Raw genomic sequence first — 14,322 nt, 5'->3', positions numbered from 1 at the left:
CCGGATCGGAGCGGCCTTGAAGAGTGTGCTCCGGCATATCGCCGAAGAATTGCCAGGATTAGTTCTTGGCGTAGAATTCGACGACGAGGTTTGGTTCCATCGTGACCGGATATGGCACATCGCCTAGGCCCGGTGTGCGCACGAAAGTCGCTGTCATCTTGTTATGGTCGACGTCCATGTAATCAGGCACATCGCGCTCTGGCAGTTGGGACGCGACCAGAACCAGCTCAAGCTGCTTGGACTTCTGGCGCACTTCGATCACGTCGCCTTCCTTTACGCGGTAGGACGGGATGTTGACGCGCTTGCCGTTCACTGTGACGTGGCCGTGGTTCACGAACTGGCGCGCAGCAAAGACGGTTGGCACGAATTTGGCGCGGTAAACAACGGCATCCAGACGACGCTCGAGCAGACCGATCAGGTTTTCACCTGTATCGCCTTTTACACGCTCGGCTTCGCCATAAATGCGGCGGAACTGCTTTTCGGTCAGGTCGCCGTAATAACCCTTCAGCTTTTGCTTCGCGCGCAGCTGTGTTCCGAAGTCGGACAGTTTGCCCTTGCGGCGCTGACCATGCTGGCCGGGGCCGTATTCACGACGGTTGACGGGTGATTTTGGACGACCCCAGATGTTTTCGCCCATCCGGCGGTCAATTTTGTACTTGGCAGCGGTACGTTTAGTCATACGCTGATCTCCTTCTTTTATATTGCGAAGGGCGTTGTCCTTTCCCCGGATTTGGCCGGGACGACAGGGTTCCGCTTGCGCGGGCCACCAACACCAATGAATAAGCGGCTTATAAAGCGGCTGCATGAGGTGTCAACGACGAAACAACATATTCATCTTCTGTTATCTGAACGACTTGGGAATGTACTAATTAAGACGAATTATCGACAAACGTGTACTACATAAGGTATCGTGGGGCAGTAAAATGGATCGGTGTTGCCAGTGAGTATTTTGTTCTTGTTCATGAGTGTTGTGGCAATCTGGCTTTTTGGTCATCAATTGGTGCGGCGTCGCTTCGCCAAGTTGAATCATCAATTGGCTGACCGGTATCTCACAACATTTGCTGCCCCAACTCTTGATGACGCGGAACAGAGCCTGATGGCGCTTTGTGTTGACCTGATGCGCAGGGAAACCTGTGAGGTGCCTTTTGACCAGTTGACTGCGCAGGAAAGAAAGATGGTCCTGCATGCCCATGCGGTTGAAGAGCTGCCCTCGTGGATGTCGCGCTATGCATCTTACGGGCTGCCCAGGGCCGGGCGGGAGCTGATCCGCAAACTGCGCGATATCAAATCGTCACGTCCCGAGCGGCCCAAGCAATATTTTGGTGCGATAAAGCGCCAACAGCAATTGCGTTCCCGCGTCTAAAGAGTGACACCTGCGACTATGTCGCAGCCTGAGCTTTCAAATCATCCACTGCATTTTGCCGCCGCCTTTGGCACGGGCGGGTTGTTATCCTTTATGGTGCTCTTCAATGGCACATTGGCCGCCTACGGGTCGCTGTTCTTTGCATCATGGGTGCCCCATCTAACGGGCAGTGTCGCGGCGCTGCTATTTTTGCTGGTCTTGCGTCCGAAACGTGCGCAGGCGGCGCGCCCGCCGCTTTGGGTCTATCTGGGGGGTGTGTCGGGGGCGGTAACGGTTATGTTAACATCGGCGACGTTGAATTCAGCACTGGCCCTGTCGGGGACCATCGCGCTGGGGCTGGCGGGCCAGATGGTATTTAGCCTGTTTGCAGATATGCGCGGGTTGTTCGGCCTGCCCCAGCGGATGCCGATGTGGCGCGATTTTGTGGCCTTGGCACTGATCATCGCGGGCAGTCTGATCCTGATCTTTTTTGGCAGCAGCACATGATCTTTTTTGCTGCCCTCGCCATTCTGGCTGGCGTTCTGGTGTCACTCAGCCGCCAAATTAACGGGCGGCTGGCACTCTCGACCTCGGCAATGGAATCGTCGTTCTGGAACCATCTTGTGGGGCTGGTCTTTATCACCTGCGTGGCGCTGGCAGTGGGCGGGTTATTCGCGGGCGAACCGGCGCAGGCTCCATGGTGGGCCTATCTGGGTGGACCTGTGGGCGTGGTCTTTATCGCGGCCGGCAGTTGGTTGATCGCAAGGATCGGGGCAGCCCAGACCGCGCTGATGATCATCGCGGGGCAGATGATTTCAGGTGTGGTACTGGACATCATTATGGGCGCGCCCGGCAATATGTGGGCGCGCACACTGGGGGTCGCGTTGATCCTTGCGGGCATGTGGGTCGCGCAAGGGCGCAAGCCTTAGGTCTCCTTGCGGTCATCCACCACGCCAAGGGCGGCCACGCCGGAGTTGCCCAGTTCCACCGTCGCGAAAGGCCCGCCGATGCACAGATTTGCAAGATCCTTGTTGTCCAACGGCGGGGTGTCGGCAAAGACCGCTTTGGCAAAAACCTCGGCGTTGTCTTTGGGGCGATACCCCAGATGGCCCGCCTTGCTGTTATCCACCACCGCGCGGTCATTGTTGGAAATGCCGTAGACTACGGTGAACCCCACCACGGGGCTGTCGATGGACCGCTCCACAAGATGGATCAGATCGTCATAAGACAGCCAGGTGCCGATGCTGCGGGCGTTGGTGGCCTGCGCACAAGAGAAAATGCGCATGCACACGCTCTCGATCCCGCGTTTATCCCAATAAAGGCTCGCCAGATCCTCGCAGAAACACTTGGCCAGTCCATAGTAGGTGTCAGGGCGGTGGGGTGCGTCCAATCCAATGGTGTCTGTTTTCAGGTGCATGCCCACCGCATGGACGGAACTAGCATAGACCACGCGCTTGACACCACAACGGTAGGCCGCCTCCCAGACATTATAGGCACCGATGATGTTGGATTGCAGGATATCGTCCCAAGGGGCCTCATCCCCGATGGCCCCGAAATGAACGACCATATCGGCCCCCTTGATGACCTCGAGCATGGCATCAAGGCTGGAAAGATCGGCCTGCACATAGCTTTCACCCGGATAAAGCGTGCCGATATCATCAGCGCGATCGGTCGAGACAAGCTCATCGCACATCTTTGTCAGCGGCTCGCGCAGATATGATCCAAGGCGGCCCGCGGCCCCTGTGAGAACGAGTTTTTTCATGTGTTTTCCTTTTCTGTCGTGGCGCGTATCTGCGCCAGCAATGCATCGGCCCCTTTGGCCAGCAAATTCGTATCGGTGCCGCAGGCCACAAACGTGAAACCGTCAGAGAGCAGCTTTGCCGCGAACACAGGGTCCGTCACCAAGGTGCCCACAGGAATGCCCGCATCCATCAGCTTGCGCGCCGCAGGCAGGATCAGGTCCCAGACCTCCTGCGACATATGTTTCCCGAGCAGCCCCATATCGGCGGCGATATCGGCGGGACCAAAGAAGACGCCATCCACACCGCCGACCTGACCGATCTCTAGCGCCTGCGCCACGGCCGCGCGGGTTTCGACCTGCACCAGCACGGCTGTTTCATCGCCTGCTTTGGCATAATAGTCGGTGATCCGCCCAAAGCTGTTGGCGCGGATGGACCCGGCCACGCCCCGCACACCTTTGGGTGGATAGCGGCAGGCGGCGACTGCGGCCTGCGCTTCCTGCACCGACTGGACCATCGGGAAGAGCAACCCTGGCGCGCCCATATCCAACAGGCGCTTCACGATCACAGCGTCGTTCCATGGCGGGCGCACGATGGCGGTTGAACCATGCGGCGCGATTGCCTGCAATTGGCCCAGAACAGTCGCTATATCGCTTGGTGCGTGCTCCATATCGACCAAGAGCCAATCATAGCCCGCACTTGCCACCACCTCGGCGGCATAATTGTGCGACAGGCTGATCCACAGCCCGATTTGCGGACAGCCTGCGCGGATTGCGGCCAGAAAGGCGTTGGGCGCCATCTTCATATCACGGCCTTCTCGACAAAGCGGGCACCCTGCGCGATGCGGGTAAAGTTCAACGGGGTCAGATCCAGCGTGCGGTATTCCCCATAAGTGATCAATTCCGCCGTGCCGCGCCCGATGGCGGGGGACTGCTGCAAACCATGGCCCGAGAATCCGTTCACAAAGACAAAGTTCGCGACCGCGTCATGTGCCCCCAAAATCGCGTTCTGGTCGAAGGTGTTGTAGGCATAATGCCCGACCCATGAATTGCGCAGCTTGATCGCCTCGAATTGCGGGATACGGGTTGCGAGGATCGGCCAGACCTTGTCTTCCCAGATACTATGGTCAGCGGCAAAATCGGCATAATCGACAGGCCCGTCGTCATCGGGCGGACAGCCCGCCATATAATAGGCGCCGTCGGTACGCATGTGTACGCCCGAGGGGTCAATCGTCAGCGGCAGATCGCGGTCCAGCGGCTTTTCGGCTGCAAACACAAAGGTGTAACGTTTGCGCGGCTCGACAGGCATGTCGATACCCGCCATACGGGCAGTGAGCAAAGCGCGCGGGCCCGAGGCGTTGACGACCGTGCCGCAGCCCACAACCTCGCCTGATTTGAGGATCACACTCTCCACGCGGGTGCCTGCGGCGTTGCGGTTCATCGCAACCACTTCGTTGGTCAGGAAGGTCACGCCGCGCTCTTTGGCCATGCGCCGCCACCAGTCAAAAAGCGTGTGACCGTCGAAATACCCTTCATCAACTGTATTGTGGTTGCCCGCGATGATGTCATCGAGCTGATAGAACGGATAGGCCTGCGCAATTTCATCACGGCTCATATGCTGTGTGCCCGCACCGCAAGCCGCCTGAATTTTCTGGGCTTCGCGCAGCGCTGCGGCAAAACCTTCGTTATCGGCCAGATAGAGATAGCCGAAACTATGGATCAGCGGTTGCGGGATGCGGGCATCGCCGCCCAGATAGGCGCGGAAATTCTTGATGTAATCTACCGCGAACTGGGAAATCCGCACGTTGATTTCCTCGCTGAACTGCTGGCGGATGCAGGAATTGGTGTGCGAGGTCGAGGCGAATTCATAGGTCGGGTCGCGTTCGACGACCAAGATCGTGCCGTCAAAATCGGGGTTGTCAGTCAGGAACCAAGCGACGGCCGATCCGTAGATCGCCCCACCGACGATGACGACGTCATAGTTTGCGTGCTCAGGCGCTTGCATCACACGGTTTCCCCTTTGCTGACAGCCGCAAGAACAGCCGCAATTTCGTCCGCGCTCAGACCATAATCATCACGGGCAGATGTCGCCGAAATATACCCACGCGCAAGATCGCGTTTCACAAGCGCGGGATCGCGTGCGGAGGCGAGGCCATAGCCTGCGCCTCCGGGCAAAGCCAGCATGACGCGTCTGCCTTCAGGGACAAACTGCTTCCCCTTACCTTGCATGACGCTGCCATCATCCTGTGCAATTGCCGTCGGCGCGCCATCCTGCCCGCCCTGCCGTCCACGGGCGGGGTGATGGACACGGTCGAACATGGCCGAGAAATCAAATTCATGCCCTGCCGTGGCACCGACCTCCATATATTGTCCCAGACCGCCGCGGTACTGCCCGGCGCCACCGCTGTCAGGACGCAGTTCCTTGCGCCAGATGATGACCGGGCCGGTGTGTTCTGTCGCCTCGATCGGCATGGTCATCACGCCCGAAGGAAAGGCCGTCGCATTCAGCCCGTCCACGGTGGGCCGCGCACCTGCACCGCCGGAGTTGAAAGTCAGCACCTCGGACCTGCGCCCTTGGTGGCCGGGAGCGGGGCGCAAAGAGACCTGGAAATTGCACAGACACCCCGCCCCTTCGGCAGGCACAGTGGCAGGCAGGATTTTATCCAGCGCATCATACACCGTATCGGGGATCATATGGCCGATGATATGGCGCAAGGCGACAGGCGCAGGATGGACTGCGTTGACAATACTCCCTGCGGGGGCCGTCACTTCGAACGGCGCCAATGATGCCGCATTGTTGGGGATTTCCGGCGCGATAGCGCATTTGAGCGCATAGCAGGCATAGGCTTTGGTATAGACCATCGGCACGTTGATGCCTTTTTTATCCACTCCGGATGTGCCCGCGAAATCACATAAAATGCGGTCCCCGGCGATCTCAAGCCTGACTTTGAGATCAATGGGCCGGTCAAACCCGTCGATCCGCATCGCACCCTTCGCGGTTTCGCGGGGCAAGGCTGCGATCCGTTCCAGCGTCGCGCGACGCGAGTTTTCGAGGATGAAATCACCGATACCTGTCAGGTCGCTGAGGCCGAATTCGTTCATCATTTCGGTCAGCCGCCGGTGCCCGATCTCGTTGCAGGTGGCCAGCGCATAGATATCACCGATCAACTGATCGGGTTCGCGCACATTGCCGCGCAACAGGCGGATCAGGGTCTCATCCACCTTGCCACGATCCGCGAGTTTCATGATCGGGATATAGATGCCCTCTTCGTAAACGCTTGCCGCATCCGCGCCAAAACCCCGCCCGCCGATATCAACCACATGGGCTGTACAGGCGAAAAAGCCCACATGGTGACCGTTATGAAATGACGGCGTCACGACGGTGATATCATGCAGATGGCCGGTGCCTTCCCATGGATCGTTGGTGATATAGACGTCGCCCTCTTGGATATTCTCACGGCCAATCCGGCGGATGAAATGGGCGACAGCATCGGCCATCGCATTCACATGGCCAGGCGTGCCTGTAACCGCCTGTGCCAGCATCAGGCCGTCAGCATTGTAAACGCCGGCAGAAAGATCACCTGCCTCGCGCACAGAGGTGGAAAACGCGGTGCGGACCAGCGCCTGCGCCTGTTCCTCGACAACCGAGATCAGGCGGTTCCACATGACCTGAAATGCAACGTTGCTCATGTGCGTTTCTCCGTAATGTCGATGGTGCCATCGGGGCGTGCTGTGGCGGTGCGGCTTGCGGGGACGACAATGGTCGTCTCATCCTCGGTGATCAGCGCAGGGCCCGCGACCCAATCACCCGCAGAAAGGGCCGCGCGCGGGACGATGGCCGCGGCGGAAGGCGCGCCTTTGATCGGGTCGAAAAGTGCACGGCTGTTCAACACCTCCGCAACCTTGCCGCCCGGTGTTGCGCCAATCGTTTCAACCGCCGCCACCTCGGTCGTGGCATTCACCGCCCAGACGGTGATTTCAACATCCATCCCTGCCACTGTGCGCCCGAAGAGCGTGGTATAATCCGCCTCAAAAAGTGCAAGGAACTCTGCCGCGTCAGGGTTCTGCGCTTGCTCGGGCGTCAAGCTGATCGGGATTTCCCAGCCTTGGCCAGTGTAGCGCATATAGACCTTGTATTCGGCTTTGATCGGCGCATCAGCGTCACAGGTGCGTACGAAACCCGTGGCCTCGGCCTCCATTTCAGCAAGCAGTGTCTTGACCACCTGCGGCGCAAAACCGGAAAGCTTCATGTAAACACTGCGTGTCGCCTCAAAACTGAATGGCGCGCGCAGGAAACCGATGGCCGAGCCGACACCTGCGCCCGTTGGCACCAGCAACCGGTCGATGCCAAGTTTTTCACAAAGCCGTCCCGCGTGCAGCGGTGCCGCGCCACCAAAGGCAATCATGGTGTAGTTGGCAAGATCTTCACCGTTTTCCACCGCATGTACGCGCGCAGCATTGGCCATGTTTTCATCTACGACTTCAGCCAGCCCGAAGGCCGCCATTTGCGCATCCATTTCGAGCGGCGCACCCAATGTGCCCAGCGCCTGCGACGCGGCAGCAGCATCAAGTTTGATCGACCCTCCTGCGAAATGGTCGGGATCCAGCTTGCCCAGTGTCAGGTCCGCATCCGTTACCGCAGGGCGCGCGCCGCCGCGTCCGTAGCAGGCCGGACCCGGCTCTGATCCTGCACTTTCAGGGCCAACACGGATCTGGCGCATCGCATCGACATGGGCGAGGCTGCCGCCCCCCGCCCCGATCTCGACCATATCAATGACAGGGATCGAGATGGGCATGCCCGAGCCCTTCTTGAAGCGATAGGTACGCGCGACCTCAAAGACGCGTGCGGTCTTAGGGGTTTGATTCTTGATCAGACAAATCTTGGCCGTTGTCCCGCCCATATCAAAGGACAGTACCTTGTTCAGGCCATAGCGGGCCGCAATATCGGCGGCAAAGACCGCACCGCCCGCAGGCCCGGATTCCACCAGCCGCACAGGAAATTCCGCCGCACTCTCAAGGCTGATGATCCCGCCCCCCGAGTGCATCAGGAAGATTGGGCAGTCCGCCCCTTCGTCGGTCAATCGGCCCTTCAGGCGACCCAGATAGGATTTCATCAGCGGCTTGATATAGGCGTTGGCCACGGTGGTATTGAAGCGTTCATATTCGCGCATCTGCGGCGACACTTCGGACGACAGCGATATCATCACGTCGGGCAGTTTTTCGGCAAAAACCGCACGGATCATGCGTTCATGGCTGTCGTTCAGATAGGCATGAAGCAGACCGATAGCGATACTCTCAAAGCCGTAAGAAGCCATCTCATCAGCCAGCGCTTCGATGTCCGCGCGGTCCAGCGCGACGAGCACATCGCCCCGCGCGTCAATGCGTTCCCTGAGCGTAAAGCGATGTTGGCGCGGCAACAGCGGTTCGGGCAATTGCAGGTTCAGATCATATTGTTCAAAGCGGCTCTCGGTGCGCATCTCGATGACGTCACGGAAACCTTCGGTGGTAATCAGCGCTGTTTTCGCGCCGCGCCGTTCGATCAATGCGTTGGTGGCAAGGGTTGTGCCGTGGATGATCTGATCAATCTGGGAAGGCTTGATGCCTGCCTTGTCACAGACCTGATGCATCCCGTCGATGATCGCGTTTTCGGGGGCGGCATAGGTAGTCAGTACCTTGGTGGAATAGCGCGCATCCCCCACCTCAAGCACCACATCCGTAAAGGTGCCGCCAATATCCACACCCATACGTATGTGTTGCTGCATTGCGGGGCTCCTTCACGTGCAAATTCTGCGTCAGCTTAGAAGCGATATTTCGGCGATACAAACGGCTTTGACGCACTTGGCGGAGAATTTTTTACCGGCGCACAATCCGCGTTTACGATTGAAAATCGTATCACTCTTTGGCCTGCGTTCACTGTTTGAAAACAGTTTTGCGCGAGAACGGCGGCCAGACTGTAAATCCGGAGTACGCCGCATGCGCAATTTCCTCTCGAACATGTCACTGCGTGGTCAATTGATCATGAGTTCGGTGATCCTTATCGCCGCTCTTTTCGCGATGGTGATCGGCGTTCTGCAATATTCACAGAAACAGACGTTATTGGAAAAAGCGCAGTTGGAACAAAATACAGGGCTGCGCATCCTGACATCAACTTTCATGGATCAATTCGACGATATCACAGTGACTTACGGGGCAGATGGCGCTGTCACATCCGTGAACTGGGATGCGATTCCTGCCTTTGATGACCACCGTTTGATCGACCGCGTGGGTGCGATTTCAGGGGAAACAGCCACCGTGTTTGTTTGGGATCAGAACGCAGGTGATTTCATTCGACGCACTACAAACATTATCAAACCTGACGGGGAACGCGCAGTGGGGACTGCCTTGGGGACTGCCAATCCGGTGTTCGATGTCATGAGAAACAAGCGGACATTTCGTGGCGAGGCGGTGATTCTCGGCAAGCCCTATCTGACGATCTACGAACCCGTCATCGATAGCCGTGGCGACGTGATCGGGATTTTCTACGTGGGCGTCGAGCGCACGCGGATCGACGCGGCACTTGCATCAAGCTTCTGGTTGGGTTCCGGAACGGCGGCAGCGATTATTTTGCTCGGAGCAGGTCTTTTGGCAGTGTTGATTTCGTGGCTTTTACGCCCGCTAAGCATTTTGGCAGACCGGATTTCACAAGTGGCACAGGGCCAGTTGCATCAGACAATTCCCTTCATCACACGCAAAGACCAGATCGGTGCGATCGCAAAAGAGATTTCAGGATTTCAGGACGAATTGAAACGCGCGGAAGCCGTCAAGCAGGCCTCTGATACCGCACAAGCGGAGCAGGCCTTCGCTGTCAGCGCCTTGCGCGATGCACTGGAAAAGCTGGCGAAACAGGATCTGATGGTGCGGGTCGCTGCGCGTGATGGCGAAAGTTTCCCACAGGACTATGCCGCGCTGCGTGATGACTTTAACCATTTCGTGACACACCTGTCGCGGACTATTTCAGACATTGGAAGCATTGCCGATGAAGTCGAAAGAATTGGCCAGTCTATCGGTTCGGAATCCGCTGAACTGGCAGCGCGCGTCGACAGTCAGGCCAAAACACTGGCGGACTCCGCGACATCGCTGAACCGCTTGACCGAAGAGACAACGCAGATCGTAGAGAAAGCGGATCAGGCTGATGCGGCGGCAACCCGCAGCCAATCGCTGTCGTCGGATAGCCGCACGGCGTTGGAAGCCGCGATGCAATCGATCGGGCGCATTGAGGCGTCCTCGGGTGAAATCACCAAGATTATTGGCGTGATCGAAGATATTGCCTTTCAAACGAACTTGCTTGCATTGAATGCAGGCGTTGAAGCGGCGCGCGCCGGTGATGCAGGTCGCGGCTTTGCTGTTGTCGCCTCCGAAGTGCGCGGGCTTGCCAAGAACGCCACGGATTCGGCAAAGGAAATCAAGGCGCTGATATCAACCAGTGCTGCGGAAATTCAATCCGGCAATAAACTGGTGCAGAACACGGGGCTTAAGCTTGGTGAAGTGTTGGAGCATGTCGAATCCCTCGGCGGGCTCGTATCGGATATCGCGCAATCCGTCCGCCGGCAGGCCAGCGATCTTGATGAAATCAATGGTAGTGTCCGCACCCTTGATAATATGACCCAGAAAAATGCGTCGATGGTCGAACAGACGGGCACTGCGGTGCGCTTTTTACGTGACGAATCTCTGCGATTGTCCGATTCCCTGAAAGGGTTCCGCACGCCAGAACGGCTTGGCAGTGAGCAGAATATCGGGCGTTTTGCAGTGATCGAAAACACGCCACGTTTGGCGACAGGGACCTGAACCATATTGAGCTAGTGAAAATCCCGTGATTTCGGGATGACCCGCACGTCGCGCGGATGCCCGCCCCTCGGGTCATGTGGGATGGCCTTTCTGACCTCATCTGCGCGGGCCAATGGCGCCTCCATCCGGTCGTGCGACAGCCGTTCCAACGCATCACTGCGGTCGGTCAGGTGATGGGCGACCACATGGATTACATCCGCATCGCGCTGGATGGTCCCGCGTACGTCAATGACGCGGGCCCGCATGATCACCTTGCGGTACGCTGCCATCACTTTGGGCCAGACCACCAGATTGGCAACACCGGTTTCATCCTCAAGCGTGATGAAGCACACGCCCTTGGCACTGCCCGGGCGTTGCCGGATCAATACGATGCCAGCCAGTTTGATCTGCCGCCCATTGCGCATGTCCTGCAGGGCACGGGTCGGGGCATAGCCCTGTTTGTCCATACTGCGGCGCAGGAAGGACATCGGATGCGCTTTGAGTGACAGTCGCGTCGTCTGGTAGTCCGCCACCACATGTTCGCACACAGGCATCCGGGGCAGGTCAAAACGCTGTTCTTCGCCCTCATCACGGGTGCCGGCAAAAAGCGGCAGGTCCGGCGCGTCACGCAGAGCCCGCGCGTCCCAAAGCGCTTGTCGCCGGTCAAGTGCCATGGATCGCAACGTATCGGCGGCGGCGAGTTTGCGCATTGTGCCCGCATCAAGCCGTGCGCGTTCTTTAAGGTCGGTCAAATCGGTGAAAGGTGCGGTGCGGGCATCCATCAGACGCTGCCCCATCTCCTGCCGCATCCCGTCAATCTGGCGCAGACCCAGCCGCACGGCAAAGACACCAGGGCTGACGGGTTCCAGCGTGTTGTCCCAATCCGAATAATTCACATCAGCCGCCCGCACGATCACCTGATGTTCGCGCGCATCGCGCACGATTTGGGCGGGGGCGTAAAACCCCATCGGCTGGGAATTGAGCAAGGCCGCACAGAATACATCCGGATAATGGCATTTCAGCCAGCAAGAGATATAGACCAGATGCGCGAAACTGGCGGCATGGCTTTCGGGGAAACCGTAGTCGCCGAAGCCTTTGATCTGGTTGAAACAGCGTGCCGCAAATTCCGGATCATACCCGCGTTTGATCATGCGGCTGACCATCTTGTCCTCAAGCGCGCCAATCGTGCCGCGGGACCGGAAGGTGGCCATGGCCTTGCGCAGTTCATTGGCTTCTTTGGTGGAAAACTCTGCCGCGACCATGGCGATCTTCATCGCCTGTTCCTGAAAGATAGGCACACCAAGGGTGCGACCGAGCACTTTGCGCAGCTCATCAGGGTCATGCCCCGGACCGGGGGATGGGTATTCTGGCGGTTCCTTGCCACTGCGGCGGCGCAGGTAGGGATGGACCATGTCCCCCTGAATGGGCCCGGGCCGGACAATGGCGACCTGGATGACCAGATCGTAGAATTCACGCGGTTTCAGGCGCGGCAGCATGTTCATCTGTGCGCGGCTTTCCACCTGAAAGGTGCCCAGACTGTCCCCGCGACACAGCATATCATAAACCGCAGGGTCCTCTTGCGGGACAGTGGCAAGGGTGAAGCGTTTGCCGTAATGGGCATCAATCAGATCAAAGGCCTTGCGGATACATGTCAACATGCCGAGCGCCAGCACATCAACCTTGAGGATGCGCAACGCGTCGATGTCATCCTTGTCCCATTCGATAAAACTGCGATCGGGCATCGCGCCATTGCCGATGGGCACAGTTTCCACCAGCGGCTTTTCGGTCAGGACAAAGCCCCCCACATGCTGCCCCAGATGCCGCGGCATGCCGATCATCTGGTCGGCCAGTTTGATGGTACGCGCCATCAGCGGATCGCGCAGGTCGATCCCTGCCTCAGCCGCTTCGCGCGCACCCACTTCGCGCCCCCATGACCCCCAGATGGTTTTGGCCAATGCGGTTGTGATATCCTCGGACAAGCCCATGACCTTGCCCACCTCGCGCACCGCCATGCGGGGGCGGTAGTGGATCACGGTCGCACAGAGGGCGGCACGGTGGCGCCCGTATTTGTGGTAGATATGCTGGATCACCTCTTCACGGCGTTCATGTTCGAAATCAACGTCGATATCAGGGGGTTCGCGGCGCTCTTCGCTGATAAACCGCTCGAACAGCAGATCGTTTTTATTGGGGTCAACAGATGTGATGCCCAGCACGTAACAGACAGCGGAATTGGCCGCAGAGCCCCTGCCCTGACACAGGATTTCCGGCGTGGTCTGGTGGCGCGCGAAATCAACAATCTGTTCGATGGTCAGGAAGTACTGGGCGATATCAAGCTTGGCAATCAGGGCCAGTTCTTTACGCAGGATTGCCGTGATCTCGGGCGGGACACCGTCGGGATAGCGGGTGGCGGCCCCTTTCCATGTCAGCGCTTCAAGGTGTTCTTGCGCAGTAGCCCCATCCGGCACCGTCTCGCGCGGGTACTCATAGGCCAGTTCGGTCAGGTTGAAATTGCACGCATCCGCCACTTTGCGCGTCGCCGCAATCGCATGGGGCCATTCCGCAAAGAGCCCCGCCATCTGTGCTGGCGATTTGAGGTGTCGTTCGGCGTTGGCATCCAGCAGAAACCCCGCTTTGTGGATCGTGGTTTTATGCAGGATGCAGGTCATGACATCCTGCAAAGGGCGCCTGTCAGGGGCGTGGTAATGCACGTCATTCGTGGCCAGAATAGAGAGCCCGTTGGCACGCGCCAGCGCATCAAGCTGATTGATCCGCGCGCGATCATCGCCGCGATAGAGATAACTGGCCGCGATATGTTTGAGTGTTGGCAGTGCACGGATCTGCCGCCGCAAACCGGCACTGAAATGGTCGATATTTTCGCCCGGCAGCGCGATCAACTGCACCCCTGCGCTCTGTTTGGCCAGATCGTCCAGCGTGATATCGCAAACACCTTTGTCCTGCCATGCGCCATCAACCCCGTGCATTTTACCCTTGGACAATAGCGTACACAGCCGCCCATAGGCAGCACGGTCTGTAGGATAGGCAAGGAAGGCCTCACCACTGACAAGCCGGATGCGGCACCCAATGACAGGGCGGATATTCGCCTTGGTTGCTTCGGTATGCAGGCGCACAACACCGGCCATCGTGTTGAGGTCCGCACAGCCCAAGGCATCATAGCCCAGCGCCCAAGCGGTCGCGGCCAGATCCACCGCGTCAGAGGCCCCGCGCAGAAAGGAAAAACAGGTCGTCACCCCCAGTTCGACAAAGGATGCCCGGGGGTTTGGCGGAAAATCATCGCCATCCAGCGTACGTCGGGGGTGTTGGTGGTCGTTTTCAGGCATTTTCCACCCCCCGATCCGACAGGCTTATCATCTTGCCAAATGGGCTCCGCCCGTTCGCGGCTGAAACTGTCCACTGGACAGTTTCCAAGACGCCACTCACC

At 58.4% G+C, this 14,322-nt stretch carries 11 protein-coding genes; 4 read left to right on the top strand and 7 right to left on the bottom strand.

The window, feature by feature from the left end; translation table 11 throughout:
• Positions 1 to 58: 58 nt before the first annotated feature.
• Positions 59 to 679 (bottom strand): 30S ribosomal protein S4, encoded by a 621-nt coding sequence (gene rpsD, locus C7964_RS04270; RefSeq protein ID WP_055296059.1) that lies wholly within the window; start codon positions 677 to 679, stop codon positions 59 to 61.
• A gap of 282 nt (positions 680 to 961) precedes the next feature.
• Between rpsD and C7964_RS04265 the strand changes: the two genes are divergently transcribed.
• The 3 genes from C7964_RS04265 to C7964_RS04255 are packed head-to-tail and all read left to right on the top strand — an operon-like array spanning position 962 to position 2,271.
• Positions 962 to 1,363 (top strand): hypothetical protein, encoded by a 402-nt coding sequence (locus tag C7964_RS04265; RefSeq protein ID WP_110278380.1) that lies wholly within the window; start codon positions 962 to 964, stop codon positions 1,361 to 1,363.
• 18 nt (positions 1,364 to 1,381) lie between these two features.
• The gene (locus tag C7964_RS04260; protein ID WP_110278379.1) at positions 1,382 to 1,849 is read left to right on the top strand and encodes a DMT family transporter; all 468 of its coding nucleotides are present in this window, start codon (positions 1,382 to 1,384) and stop codon (positions 1,847 to 1,849) included.
• Positions 1,846 to 2,271, top strand: coding sequence for a DMT family transporter (locus C7964_RS04255; RefSeq protein ID WP_110278378.1), 426 nt, complete (start codon positions 1,846 to 1,848; stop codon positions 2,269 to 2,271). Before C7964_RS04260 ends, C7964_RS04255 begins: the two co-directional genes overlap by 4 nt.
• Here C7964_RS04255 and C7964_RS04250 read toward each other — a convergent pair.
• From C7964_RS04250 to C7964_RS04230, 5 genes are read right to left on the bottom strand one after another with little or no spacing between them, the layout of a single operon-like run.
• On the bottom strand, positions 2,268 to 3,104 hold the full coding sequence (locus tag C7964_RS04250) for an NAD-dependent epimerase/dehydratase family protein (protein ID WP_110278377.1): 837 nt from the start codon (positions 3,102 to 3,104) through the stop codon (positions 2,268 to 2,270). The two genes, C7964_RS04255 and C7964_RS04250, sit on opposite strands and share 4 nt — an antisense overlap.
• Positions 3,101 to 3,886, bottom strand: a complete 786-nt coding sequence (locus C7964_RS04245; protein ID WP_110278376.1) for an HpcH/HpaI aldolase family protein — start codon at positions 3,884 to 3,886, stop codon at positions 3,101 to 3,103. Before C7964_RS04245 ends, C7964_RS04250 begins: the two co-directional genes overlap by 4 nt.
• Positions 3,883 to 5,085: an NAD(P)/FAD-dependent oxidoreductase gene (locus C7964_RS04240; protein WP_110278375.1), complete on the bottom strand. Its 1,203-nt coding sequence runs from the start codon at positions 5,083 to 5,085 to the stop codon at positions 3,883 to 3,885. Before C7964_RS04240 ends, C7964_RS04245 begins: the two co-directional genes overlap by 4 nt.
• A complete protein-coding gene (locus tag C7964_RS04235) occupies positions 5,085 to 6,770 on the bottom strand; it encodes a hydantoinase B/oxoprolinase family protein (protein WP_110278374.1) in 1,686 nt (561 codons plus the stop codon). Before C7964_RS04235 ends, C7964_RS04240 begins: the two co-directional genes overlap by 1 nt.
• Positions 6,767 to 8,842, bottom strand: a complete 2,076-nt coding sequence (locus C7964_RS04230) for a hydantoinase/oxoprolinase family protein (protein WP_110278373.1) — start codon at positions 8,840 to 8,842, stop codon at positions 6,767 to 6,769. Before C7964_RS04230 ends, C7964_RS04235 begins: the two co-directional genes overlap by 4 nt.
• A 211-nt stretch (positions 8,843 to 9,053) precedes the next feature.
• Here C7964_RS04230 and C7964_RS04225 point away from each other — a divergent pair, with 211 nt between their 5' ends.
• Entirely contained in the window at positions 9,054 to 10,904 is a 1,851-nt protein-coding gene (locus tag C7964_RS04225; protein WP_181417098.1) for a methyl-accepting chemotaxis protein, read from the top strand.
• A gap of 11 nt (positions 10,905 to 10,915) precedes the next feature.
• On the opposite strand, the gene C7964_RS04220 is transcribed toward C7964_RS04225, so the two are convergent.
• The gene (locus tag C7964_RS04220; RefSeq protein ID WP_110278371.1) at positions 10,916 to 14,221 is read right to left on the bottom strand and encodes an error-prone DNA polymerase; all 3,306 of its coding nucleotides are present in this window, start codon (positions 14,219 to 14,221) and stop codon (positions 10,916 to 10,918) included.
• Positions 14,222 to 14,322: the final 101 nt, after the last annotated feature.

Origin of the sequence: Loktanella sp. PT4BL, from assembly GCF_003201935.1 — a bacterium.
Taxonomy (GTDB): Bacteria; Pseudomonadota; Alphaproteobacteria; order Rhodobacterales; family Rhodobacteraceae; genus Yoonia.
Note: the sequence above shows the minus strand (reverse complement) of the source record. Positions and strands in the feature narration are given on the sequence as shown.

What these genes read in the sequence shown, in the direction of transcription:
- rpsD (WP_055296059.1), bottom strand. Translation starts at nt 679, where the DNA reads ATGACTAAACGTACCGCTGCCAAGTACAAAATTGACCGCCGGATGGGC.
- C7964_RS04265 (WP_110278380.1), top strand. Translation starts at nt 962, where the DNA reads ATGAGTGTTGTGGCAATCTGGCTTTTTGGTCATCAATTGGTGCGGCGT.
- C7964_RS04260 (WP_110278379.1), top strand. Translation starts at nt 1,382, where the DNA reads ATGTCGCAGCCTGAGCTTTCAAATCATCCACTGCATTTTGCCGCCGCC.
- C7964_RS04255 (WP_110278378.1), top strand. Translation starts at nt 1,846, where the DNA reads ATGATCTTTTTTGCTGCCCTCGCCATTCTGGCTGGCGTTCTGGTGTCA.
- C7964_RS04250 (WP_110278377.1), bottom strand. Translation starts at nt 3,104, where the DNA reads ATGAAAAAACTCGTTCTCACAGGGGCCGCGGGCCGCCTTGGATCATAT.
- C7964_RS04245 (WP_110278376.1), bottom strand. Translation starts at nt 3,886, where the DNA reads ATGAAGATGGCGCCCAACGCCTTTCTGGCCGCAATCCGCGCAGGCTGT.
- C7964_RS04240 (WP_110278375.1), bottom strand. Translation starts at nt 5,085, where the DNA reads ATGCAAGCGCCTGAGCACGCAAACTATGACGTCGTCATCGTCGGTGGG.
- C7964_RS04235 (WP_110278374.1), bottom strand. Translation starts at nt 6,770, where the DNA reads ATGAGCAACGTTGCATTTCAGGTCATGTGGAACCGCCTGATCTCGGTT.
- C7964_RS04230 (WP_110278373.1), bottom strand. Translation starts at nt 8,842, where the DNA reads ATGCAGCAACACATACGTATGGGTGTGGATATTGGCGGCACCTTTACG.
- C7964_RS04225 (WP_181417098.1), top strand. Translation starts at nt 9,054, where the DNA reads ATGCGCAATTTCCTCTCGAACATGTCACTGCGTGGTCAATTGATCATG.
- C7964_RS04220 (WP_110278371.1), bottom strand. Translation starts at nt 14,221, where the DNA reads ATGCCTGAAAACGACCACCAACACCCCCGACGTACGCTGGATGGCGAT.